The organism is Kitasatospora sp. NPDC001539, from assembly GCF_040298565.1.
Taxonomy (GTDB): domain Bacteria; phylum Actinomycetota; class Actinomycetes; order Streptomycetales; family Streptomycetaceae; genus Kitasatospora.
The window spans coordinates 1-11,008 of record NZ_JBEPAK010000235.1 but is presented as its reverse complement, the minus strand read 5'-3'; the positions used below and the strand labels follow the sequence as shown (position 1 = coordinate 11,008).

The 11,008-nt window shown below is 72.9% G+C and carries 9 protein-coding genes; 6 read left to right on the top strand and 3 right to left on the bottom strand.

The window, feature by feature from the left end:
* Positions 1-120: 120 nt before the first annotated feature.
* Positions 121-1,713, bottom strand: coding sequence for a PucR family transcriptional regulator (locus tag ABT247_RS27160; RefSeq protein ID WP_350747258.1), 1,593 nt, complete (start codon positions 1,711-1,713; stop codon positions 121-123).
* Between the two features lie 459 nt (positions 1,714-2,172).
* Here ABT247_RS27160 and ABT247_RS27155 point away from each other — a divergent pair, with 459 nt between their 5' ends.
* From ABT247_RS27155 to ABT247_RS27130, 6 genes are all read left to right on the top strand, one after another.
* Positions 2,173-3,060: an FAD binding domain-containing protein gene (locus ABT247_RS27155; RefSeq protein ID WP_350747256.1), complete on the top strand. Its 888-nt coding sequence runs from the start codon at positions 2,173-2,175 to the stop codon at positions 3,058-3,060.
* On the top strand, positions 3,057-3,545 hold the full coding sequence (locus tag ABT247_RS27150; RefSeq protein ID WP_350747253.1) for a (2Fe-2S)-binding protein: 489 nt from the start codon (positions 3,057-3,059) through the stop codon (positions 3,543-3,545). Before ABT247_RS27155 ends, ABT247_RS27150 begins: the two co-directional genes overlap by 4 nt.
* On the top strand, positions 3,542-5,911 hold the full coding sequence (pucD, locus tag ABT247_RS27145; protein ID WP_350747250.1) for a xanthine dehydrogenase subunit D: 2,370 nt from the start codon (positions 3,542-3,544) through the stop codon (positions 5,909-5,911). Before ABT247_RS27150 ends, pucD begins: the two co-directional genes overlap by 4 nt.
* A 298-nt stretch (positions 5,912-6,209) precedes the next feature.
* Positions 6,210-7,694 carry an NCS2 family permease gene (locus tag ABT247_RS27140; protein WP_350747208.1) on the top strand — a complete coding sequence of 495 codons (1,485 nt, stop codon included), beginning with the start codon at positions 6,210-6,212 and terminating at the stop codon, positions 7,692-7,694.
* A 120-nt stretch (positions 7,695-7,814) separates the two neighbouring features.
* A complete protein-coding gene (locus ABT247_RS27135) occupies positions 7,815-8,999 on the top strand; it encodes an XdhC family protein (protein ID WP_350747205.1) in 1,185 nt (394 codons plus the stop codon).
* Positions 9,000-9,079: 80 nt separating this feature from the next.
* On the top strand, positions 9,080-9,373 hold the full coding sequence (locus tag ABT247_RS27130; RefSeq protein ID WP_350747203.1) for a hypothetical protein: 294 nt from the start codon (positions 9,080-9,082) through the stop codon (positions 9,371-9,373).
* A gap of 6 nt (positions 9,374-9,379) precedes the next feature.
* On the opposite strand, the gene ABT247_RS27125 is transcribed toward ABT247_RS27130, so the two are convergent.
* Both ABT247_RS27125 and ABT247_RS27120 read right to left on the bottom strand, forming a co-directional pair.
* Positions 9,380-10,000 (bottom strand): LysE family translocator, encoded by a 621-nt coding sequence (locus tag ABT247_RS27125; protein WP_350747200.1) that lies wholly within the window; start codon positions 9,998-10,000, stop codon positions 9,380-9,382.
* 178 nt (positions 10,001-10,178) lie between these two features.
* Positions 10,179-10,871, bottom strand: a complete 693-nt coding sequence (locus tag ABT247_RS27120) for a hypothetical protein (RefSeq protein ID WP_350747198.1) — start codon at positions 10,869-10,871, stop codon at positions 10,179-10,181.
* Between the last annotated feature and the right edge of the window lie 137 nt (positions 10,872-11,008).

The window sequence follows — 11,008 nt, the reverse complement described above, 5'->3', positions numbered from 1 at the left end:
CTGCGCCCCCCCGGGGGCCCCCCCGCCCGCCCCGGGGCCGGCCCCCCGTCGTTCTCCCCCGGGTCCTCCCGGACCCCCGGGCGACCGGGCGACCGGCGACCGGCGACCGGCGACCGGGCATCAGGCCAGTTCCAGCGCCAGGTAGAAGTCCACCCGGTCCTCCAGCCGCGAGAGGTCACGCCCGGTCAGCTCCTCGATCCGGCCGATCCGGTAGCGCAGGGTGTTGACGTGGACGTGCAGCTGTCCGGCGCAGCGGGTCCAGGAGCCGTCCGACCGCAGGAAGGCCTCCAGGGTGCGGACCAGGTCCGCCTGGTGCTCGAGGTCGTAGGCGATCACCCGGTCGAGCAGCCGGCTGCGGAAGGCGCGGCGGACCTCGTCGGGGACGGCGGCCAGCAGCAGCACGTGCGAGGCCAGCTCCTCGGGGCCGGCCACGCACACCCGCCCGACCCGGGCGGCGGCGATCCGGCGGGCGTGCCGGGCCTCCTCCAGGGCGCCGCGCAGGCCGCCGGCCTCGGTGGCGGGGGCGGACACGCCGAGGGTGATCCGGCCCTCCGAGCCGAGGCCGGCCTCCAGCGGGGCGAGCAGGTCGCGCAGCGTGTCGGCGGGCACCGGGGTGTCCAGGGCGGGCAGCACGACCACGGCGCCGTTGCCCGAGCCCGCGACCAGCGCGCGGTCGCTGGTGCCGCCGAGCGCCTCCTCCAGGACCGTCCGCACCATGCCGTCGGGCAGGCCGGTGCCCTCGGCGCTGAGCACCAGCCAGGGCACGTCCTGGGCCTGCGGCTTGGGCTCCGGGGTCTCGTAGCGGGCGGCCATCGCCGAGGAGGCGTACAGGGCGCGGCTGATCTCGCCGGGGTCGGCGTCCCGGCGCAGCAGGGCGAGCAGCTCGTCGGCCAGTCGGCGGCGCAGCCGGCGGCCCTCGTCCCGGCGGTGGCGCTCTGCGGCGACCAGCCGGGCGAGGTTCTCGGCGAGCTGCTGGCGCTTGGTGGTCCATTCGGTGATGTCGCCGGCCACCGCGAGCACCCAGTCGGCGAGCGGTGCCTCCTGCTCGGCGTCGGCGGCGGCGGGCAGCAGCGAGTAGGCGCCGCCGGCCAGGCGGGCCCGGTGCGGGGGGCGGCGGCGCTGGCGCTGGGCGGCGAGGTGGGCCCGGACCAGCTGGTCGCGGTCCTCGGCGGTGAGCCGGTCGGCAGGGCCGGCGATCACCGCGCCGGTCGGGGTGAGCACCCAGCAGTCCAGGTCGAGGTCGCCGCCGAGCAGGTCGAGGACGGCGTCCAGTCCGCCGCCGCCGGCGGCCGACACCAGCAGCCGGTGCCGGTCGACGAGGGCGGCGAGGTCGGCGGCGCGGTCGGCGGAGACCTGACGGCCGATGAACTCGGTGACCGTTCCGAAGGCGATGTCGTCGGGGACGGCCAGCAGCGGCATCCGGTGCCGGCGACAGGCCTCGACCAGGTCCTCGGGCACCGGGCCGACCTCGGCCTCGCCGGCGGCCAGGGCGACCGCGCCGCCGGCCGCGATGGTCCGGACGAAACGCTCCGAGTCGGCCGGGGCGGTGCGCCAGAGCATCCCGGTGAGCACCAGTTCGCCGCCGTGCAGGTAGCGGCCGGGGTCGTGCAGGTCCGTGGTCATCACACCGCTGACCTGCCGGTCCAGCTCCTCCTCGGCCGCGAGCAGGCGCAGTCGGGGGGCGCCGGGGGCGAGCAGGTCACGGACACGCATCCGCGGACTCCTTACGGGGGCTGGAACAGGGGCTGGAACGGGGGCTGGGCCAGGGGGCCTGGACCAGGGGCTGGAACGGGCCCGGAACCGGGCTGGAACGGGGCTGGAGGGGTGGGGCCGAACGGGTGTCCGGGGACCGGACCTGCGCGAACGGGTGGTCCGGCGTCCGGTCCGGGGTGACAGTGTGCCCGAACACCAGTGCTCGGTGTTACCCACCAGCGGGCCCGGGGGTCACGGGTCCGTAGCCCGCCCGTCACGGCCGGATTACGGTCGTAGGTAGCACCCGGCGGAACACCTGGGCTGCGGGATTGTCGTCCTTAGAGGAACGTACAGGATGCCGGGCGGGACCACAGCCGGGGCTTCATGCCATCGGTGACTGCCAGTGGGCCACGTCACAGGAGTTCACTGGGCGAAACGCCGCCGGACACCCGGTCGGCGAAGACTTGAGGAGACACCCGCATGGAGTTCCTTCGGCCCGCCACCTGGGACGAGGCTCTCGCGGCGAAGGCTGAGTACCCGACCGCGCTGCCCATCGCGGGCGGCACGGACGTCATGGTCGAGCTGAACTTCGACGTGCACCGGCCATCCGCGATTCTCGACCTGAACCGCGTCACCGAGCTCACCGAATGGACGAACGACGGCGACGTCGTCCGGCTCGGCGCCTCGGTGCCGTACGCCCGGATCATCGCGGAGCTGTCCGGGCCGCTGCCCGGGCTCGCACTGGCGGCCCACACCGTCGGCTCGCCGCAGATCCGCAACCGCGGCGGCGTCGGCGGCAACCTGGGCGCGGCCTCCCCGGCCGGCGACTCCCACCCGGCGCTGCTGGCGGCCGGGCGGGACGTGTACGTCGAGGCGGCCTCCGTGCGCGGCACCCGGATGATCCCGATCGACGACTTCTACGTCGGGGTCAAGCGCAACTGCCTGGAGGCGGACGAGCTGATCCGGGCCGTGCACATCCCCGTCGCGGACGGTCCGCAGCAGTTCTCGAAGATCGGCACCCGCAACGCGATGGTGATCGCGGTCTGCGCGTTCGGCTTCGCCCTGCACCCGAAGGACGGAACCGTCGGCACCGGTATCGGTTCGGCCGCCCCCACGCCGCGCCGCGCCGTCGAGGCCGAGGAGTACCTGCAGGGCGTGCTCGCCGAGCGCGGGCTCTGGGAGTCCGGCGGGCTGCTGGGCACCGAGGTGATCCAGCGCTTCGGCGAGCTGGTGAAGGCCGCCGCCTCCCCCATCGACGACGTCCGGGGCACCGCCGACTACCGGCGGCACGCACTCGCCGTGATGGCCCGCCGCACCCTCACGTGGTGCTGGAACGACTACAGCAAGCAGATCAGGAGCGCGGCATGAGGGTCACGTTCACGGCCAACGGCAAGCCGGTCGAGGCGGACGACGTCTGGGAGGGCGAGAGCCTCCTCTACGTGCTGCGCGAGCGGGTGGGCCTGCCGGGCTCGAAGAACGCCTGCGAGCAGGGCGAGTGCGGCTCGTGCACGGTCTACCTGGACGGCGTGCCGGTCTGCTCCTGCCTGGTCGCGGCCGGCCAGGTGCAGGACCGCGAGGTTCGCACGGTCGAGGGCCTGGCCGAGGAGAACGGCGAACTGGGCCTCGTCCAGCAGGCGTTCGTCGACGCCGGGGCCGTCCAGTGCGGCTTCTGCACCCCGGGCCTGCTCGTGCAGACCGACGCGCTGCTCGACCGCGACCCGCAGCCGAGCGACAACGACATCCGCGAGGCGCTGTCGGGCAACCTGTGCCGTTGCACCGGCTACGAGAAGATCATGGACGCGGTGCGGCTCGCCTCCGCCCGCAAGTGCGCCGGCGAGGGGGCAGCGGAATGACCACGACCCGCACCATCCAGGGCCAGAAGAACCTGCAGAAGATCAACCAGGCCGCCAAGGACGGCATCGGCGGCTCGCCGCTGCGTCCGGACGGCAACCTGAAGGTCAAGGGCGAGTTCGCGTACTCCTCCGACCTGTGGCACGAGGACATGCTCTGGGGTATGGCGCTGCGCTCGCCGCACCCCCGGGCCAACATCCTCTCGGTGGACATCTCCGAGGCGCTCAAGGTGCCCGGCGTCTACGCGGTGCTGACCCACGAGGACATCCCCGGCTCCAAGTACTACGGCCTGGAGATCCAGGACCAGCCCGCACTGGCGATCGACAAGATCCGCTACCACGGCGAGGCGATCGCGCTGGTCGCCGCCGACCACCCGGAGACGGCCCGCCGCGCGGTGAAGAAGATCAAGGTCGAGTACGAGGTGCTCACCCCGATCGTCACCGAGGAGCAGTGCCTGGACCCGGAGACCCACGGGTACGTGCACGAGCCGCACGAGTACAAGTCCCACGCGTACGGCAACATCTGCCACGAGCAGAAGCTGGTCTCCGGCCTCGGCGTGACCGACGAGGTGCGGGCGATGGCGGACGTCATCGTCAGCGGCGACTACGAGGTCGGCATGCAGGACCAGGCCTTCCTCGGCCCCGAGTCCGGCCTCGCGGTGCCCGCCGAGGACGGCGGCATCGACCTCTACATCGCCACCCAGTGGCTGCACGTGGACCGCGAGCAGATGGCCCCCGTGCTGGACCTGCCCGAGGAGAAGGTCCGGCTCACCCTCGCCGGCGTCGGCGGCGCGTTCGGCGGCCGCGAGGACATCTCTATGCAGATCCACGCCTGCCTGCTGGCCCTGCACACCAACAAGCCGGTCAAGATCGTCTACTCCCGGGACGAGTCCTTCTACGGCCACGTCCACCGCCACCCGGCCCGGATGCACTACGAGCACGGCGCGACCCGCGACGGCAAGCTGGTCTTCGCCGACTGCCGGATCGTGCTGGACGGCGGCGCGTACGCCTCCGCCTCCCCCGCTGTGGTCGGCAACGCGGCCTCGCTCGGGCACGGCCCGTACGTCATCCCCAACGTGAAGATGCACGCCATCGCGCTGTACAGCAACAACCCGTCCTGCGGGGCGATGCGCGGCTTCGGCGCGGTGCAGGCGGCGTTCGGCTACGAGTCGCAGATGGACAAGCTGGCCGCCGAACTGGGCATGGACCCGGTGGAGTTCCGCCAGCTCAACGCGATGTCGGAGGGCGACTTCATGCCCACCGGCCAGCAGATCGACTCCCCCGCGCCCGTCGCCGAACTGCTGCAGCGCGCCAAGGACATGCCGCTGCCGCCGCCGCTGGACACCGAGCACCTGGACGTCCGGGCGCTGCCCGGCGCGCTGTCCAACACCTCGCACGGCGAGGGCATCGTGCGCGGCGTCGGCTACTCGGTCGGCATCAAGAACGTCGGCTTCTCGGAGGGCTTCGACGACTACTCCACCGCCCGGGTGCGGCTGGAGGTGATCGGCGGCGAGCCGGTCGCCATGGTGCACACCGCGATGGCCGAGGTCGGACAGGGCGGCGTCACCGTGCACGCCCAGATCGCCCGCACCGAGCTGGGCGTCGAGCAGGTGACCATCCACCCGGCCAACACCGAGGTGGGGTCGGCCGGTTCGACCTCGGCCTCGCGTCAGACGTACATGACCGGCGGCGCCGTGAAGCTGGCCGCCGAAGCCGTCCGCCGGGAGCTGATCGAGAAGGGCCGGCGCCGCTACGGCTGGACCCACAACGACCTCTCGCTGGTCGGCGGCAAGGTCGTCTCGGCCAGTGCCGGGCCGCTGGTCTCCATGGTGGACCTGCTCGGCGACGAGGCCGTCGAGCAGACCCGCGAGCACCACCACCGGCCCACCCAGGCCTTCGACAAGGAGACCGGCCAGGGCTTCGGCCACGTCCAGTACACCTTCTGCGCCAACCGCGCGGTGGTGGACGTGGACGTGGAGCTGGGTCTGGTCAAGGTGGTCGAGCTGACCGCCGTCCAGGACGTCGGCAAGGCGCTCAACCCGCTCTCCGTGGTCGGCCAGATCCAGGGCGGCTGCACCCAGGCGCTCGGGCTCGCGGTGATGGAGGAGATCATCGTCCGGGACGGCAAGGTGCGCAACGCCTCCTTCACCGACTACCTGATCCCCACCATCCTGGACACCCCGCCGATCCCGGTGGACGTCCTCGAACTTCCCGACCCCCACGCCCCCTACGGGCTGCGCGGGGTCGGCGAGGCGCCGACCGTGTCGGCGACGCCCTCCATCGTGGCGGCCATCCGCAACGCCACGGGCCTGGCGCTCAACCGGATCCCCGTCCGGCCCGAGCACCTGACCACCGAACAGCCCGGCTGACCCCGGCAGTTCGGACTCCGGGAGCACGGCCTCCGGAAGCCTCCCGGGCCTCCGGACGTACGGACCTCCCCGGGGCGGTGACGCGTCTTCCCCACCGCCCCGGGGGACTCCCCCCACCCGCTGCCCTGCCCACGCCGGGGTTCCGCAGTGGTGCGCACCACCCTCATCTGCACCGCTGGCACTCCCCAGGAGTGCCTCCCCCACAGTGAGTCGATGACCGTCCCCCTGTGCCACCTTCGTTGACTGGCAGACAGGTCGGCTCGCCCACCCCAACCCCCTTTGACACTTGGGAGTGGACATGCCCAGGATCCCCACGGAGCCCGGCACCACCGAAGCAGACAGACCCGCCGTGGACGAGACCCACCCCTCGTCCCCGGCACCACGCCCGAACGGCGCGCTGGACGCGTACTTCAAGGTCTCGGCCCGCGGCTCGACGATCGCCAACGAGCTGCGCGGCGGTCTCACCACGTTCATGGCGATGGCGTACATCATCCTGCTGAACCCGCTGATCCTCAGCGGTGCCGACGTCAACGGCGTCAAGCTCGACCACGCCGCGCTGACCACCGCCACCGCGCTCGCGGCCGCCGTCACCACCATCGTGATGGGCGTGGTCGGCAACGTGCCGCTCGCCCTGGCCGCCGGGCTCTCGGTCTCGGGCGCGGTCTCCGCGCTCGTCGTCCCCCACACCACCTGGCCGCAGGCCATGGGCCTGTGCGTGATCTACGGCCTGCTGATCGTCCTGCTGGTGGTCTCCGGGCTGCGCGAGAAGATCATGAACGGCATCCCGCTGCCGCTCAAGCACGCCATCACCATCGGGATCGGCCTGTTCGTCTCGATCATCGGCCTCTACAAGGCCGGGTTCGTCCACACCGGCGGCCCGACCGCCCTGTCGCTCGGACCGGTCGGCGAGCTGACCGGCTGGCCCGTGGCGATCTTCTGCGTCACCCTGCTGGCCATCTTCGTGCTGATGGCGCGCGGCGTCCGGGGTGCGATCCTGATCGGCATCGCGGGCGGCACCGTGCTCGCGATGATCGTCAACCAGGTCGCCGACGTCCCGGCCTCCGCCTGGAAGAACTCCGTGCCGGTCTGGCCGGGCAGCCCGGTCTCCGCCCCCGACTTCAGCCTCTTCGGCCACGTCGACCTGTTCGGCGCCTTCGGCGGCCACGGCATGGGCGCGATCAGCGCCTCGGTCGCGGTCTTCACCCTGGTGCTGGCCGGCTTCTTCGACGCGATGGCCACCATCATCGGCGTCGGCACCGAGGCCGGCCTCGCGGACAAGCAGGGCCGGATGCCCGGACTGTCCAAGGCGCTGTTCATCGACGGCGCCGGCGGAGCCGTCGGCGGCCTGGCCGGCGCCTCCGGCCAGACCGTCTTCGTCGAGTCCGCGACCGGTGTCGGCGACGGCGCCCGGACCGGCCTCGCCTCCGCCGTCACCGGCGGACTGTTCGCCCTGATGCTGTTCTTCTCGCCGCTGGCCGGCATCGTCCCGGTCGAGGTCGCCTCCGCCGCCCTGGTGGTGATCGGCTCGATGATGATGAGCCAGGCCCGGCACATCGACTGGTCCGACCGCGAGGTCGCCATCCCGGCCTTCCTGACCTGCGTCCTGATGCCGTTCACCTACAGCATCACGGCGGGCGTCGCGGCCGGCGTCGTCTCGTACACGGTCATCAAGGCCGGCCAGGGCAAGTGGCGCGAGCCCGGGCTGCTGATGTGGATCCTCACCGGGGTCTTCGTCCTGTACTTCGCGCTCTCCCCGATCAAGTCCTGGCTCGGCGTGCACTAGCCCCGCGGCCCGGACCCGGCACCACGGCCGTCCCTCCGCCACCCACCGCCGCCGTACGGGATCGTTTCCCGTACGGCGGCGTCTCCCGCTACTGTCGAAACCGTGTAAGGAGCATCCGACATGCAGGACATCGCCGAACAGCTGCGGGCCTGGCACGCGTCCGGGCGCTCCTTCGCCGTGGCCACCGTGGTCGGGGTCTCCGGCAGCGCCCCGCGCGACCCGGGGGCGGCCCTGGCCGTGGACACGGCCGGGGAGGCGGTCGGCAGCGTCTCCGGCGGCTGCGTCGAAGGCGCGGTGTACGAGCTGTGCCAGGCCGCGATCGAGAGCGGCGAACCGGTGCTGGAGCGCTTCGGCTACAGCGACGAGGACGCCTTCGCGGTCGGGCTGACCTGCGGCGGGATCCTCGACGTCTTCGTCCAGCCGGTCGTACCGGGGTCCGACCCCGGGATGGACGCCGGCCTGGCGTGCATCGCCGACGGGACGCCCGTCGCCCTCGCCCGGGTGATCGACGGACCGGCCGGACTGCTCGGGGCCGCCCTCGCGGTCACCGCCGACGGCGCCTCCGGGTCGCTCTCGGTGGGGCCGTCCACGGTCGGCGCGCTCGAACGGGCGCTCGTCGCCGAGGCCCGGGCCATGCTGGACGCCGGACGGACCGGGCGGCTCGTGCTCGGCCTGGACGGCCGGCCCTGCGACGAGCACGAGCAGGGCACCGTCACCTGCTTCGTCGAGTCCTACGTGCCCGCGCCGCGGATGCTGGTGTTCGGCGCGATCGACTTCGCCGCCGCCGTGGTGCGGATCGGGAAGTTCCTCGGCTACCACGTCACGGTCTGCGACGCCCGACCCGTCTTCGCGACCACCCGCCGCTTCCCCGAGGCGGACGAGGTGGTGGTCGACTGGCCGCACCGCTACCTCGACTCCCAGCTGGGCCGGATCGACGGGCGCACCGTGCTGTGCGTGCTCACCCACGACGCCAAGTTCGACATCCCGCTGCTGGAGCGCGCCCTGCGGCTGCCGGTCGGCTACGTCGGCGCGATGGGCTCGCGCCGCACCCACCGCGACCGCGAGGCCAAGCTGCGCGAGGCGGGGCTGACCGACACCGAGCTCGCCCGGCTGCGCTCCCCCATCGGCCTCGACCTCGGTGCCCGCACCCCCGACGAGACGGCCGTCTCGGTCGCCGCCGAGATCATCGCCCACCGGCGCGGCGGCAGCTGCCTGCCGCTGAGCGCCGGGGACGGCCCGATCCACCACGACGTGGCCGCTGCCGCCCCCGAGACGACCGAGGCGCCCCGCACGCACGCCGCCTGAGGTCACGTTGCGTTCCCCCCGGCACGGCGGGAGGCTTGAGGTGCGGACTCACCCCGAGCCCGGGGAAGGAGCGGGGACCCATGCGCGCCCTGCTGGAGGTCGAACTCGACACCGCGACCTCGAACAAGCTCATCAGCGACGGCTCCATGCGCGAGGGGATCCAGCAGACGCTGGCCCAGCTCAAGCCGGAGGCAGCCTACTTCTTCGGCCGCCACGGGCGCCGCGCGATGCTCCTGGTCGTCGACGTCGCGGACGAGGCCTCGATACCGTCCATCGCCGAACCGTTCTGGTTGCAGCTGAACGCCTCCGTCGAACTGCACCCGTGCATGAACGGCGACGAGCTCATGGAGGGGTTGAATCGGCTCGGCCACTGACCGGGCTCAGTCGGCGAGCGCCAGCTTCAGGCCGAAGGCCACCACCACCGCCCCGGTCACCCGGTCCAGCACGCGCCGGGCGGCCGGGCGGCGCAGCCAACTGCGCAGCACCTGGGCGAAGCCGACCAGGACGGTCGACCAGAGCAGGCCCTCCAGCACGTGGACGCAGGTGAGGGCCACGCCGGCCGCGAAGTGCGGGACCCCGGCGGGGATGAACTGCGGCAGTACGGCCACGTAGAAGACCCCGACCTTGGGGTTCAGCAGGTTGGTCAGCGTGCCGCGCCGCCAGCCGTGGCCGAAACCGCCCTCGACGAGCGCCTCCTCCGCCTGCGCCGCCCCGCCCCGGCTGCGCAGCATCCCGACGCCCATCCACACCAGGTAGGCCGCGCCCGCCCAGCGCAGCACCTCGTACGCCACCTGCGAGGCGGTCAGCAGTGCCGTCACCCCGGCCGAGGTCAGCGTGCCCCAGATCAGCGTGCCGGTCTGGATCCCGAGCACGACTCCCCAGGCCTGCCGCCGCCCTCCCAGCGCGGAGGTGCGCAGGACCAGCGCGGTGTCCAGCCCGGGGGTGATCGTGAGCAGGCCGACGACGAGAGCGAAGGACCACAGGGCGGTTGTCATCTCCATGGAGCCCGATCGTAGGCGAGGCCGATCGGGCCGGGCCCCGCGGCCGTCGGGACGGCTCGGCGGCCGTCGGGACGGGCGGCACGACGCGGGCAGGGGGACGACGGGGCCGGGCGGCACGACGCGGGCCGGCGGACCGTCCGTGGTCCGCCGGCCCGCCGCCCGCCGTCGTCGCGGTCCGCTACTGCACCTGGCAGCCGCGCTGCCAGTTCCAGCCGACGAAGGTGTGGCGCAGCTGCACGTCGAAGGTGCAGGAGTAGCTGAGGTCGGGGTTGAGGGTCAGGTAGCTGTGGTGGGTGTTGGCGTACCAGGCGCCGGTGACGTCGAAGATGCCCTTGTAGGAGAAGTCCGCGTGGGCCTGGGAGTTCACCACGGCGCAGTCGGTGGTGCAGTCGTCGCTGTTGGTGGCGGAGGCCACCGACCAGCCCGCGTTCCACGGCTCGCGGTTGAAGCCCTGGGTCGCGGTGGTGGCCGCGGTGGTGATCCTGCCGTCGGCGGTGTTCCAGTCGGAGGTGGTGTACAGGCCGGTCATCCGGATGTTGCAGCAGTCGTACATCTCGTTCGCGCTGGTGATCCGGCGGTGGCCGGCGGCGGTGGTGCCGGCCGCCAGGGCCTTGCCGGCGGCGCGGACGGCCGGGGCCGCGGCCGGGACGTACGTCACCGGGCCCTCCTGGGGCTTGCAGTCCTCGCCGATCGTCACCGTCTGCTGGACGGACATGCCCGCGGGCGGGACCGGGAGCGAACCGGTGAGCGTCACGCCGTCGCAGGTCCGGGTGCTCGGGGCGTCGGCGGCGGGTGCCGCGACGGCCCCCGGAGCCATCGCCATGAGCAGACCGGCCGCACCGAGCGCTACCGTAACCAGACGCTTCTTCACAGTCCCTGTTCCCCTCGTGAGTTACCTGCCGGTAAGCCTAGGGGCGGCCCCCACCGGCTCCGAGCGGATTGGCAGGAAGCTGCAACGCCCGGTGCCGGCGGGGTCGTCGGGACGGCCGGGACCCCTGCGTCGGCAGG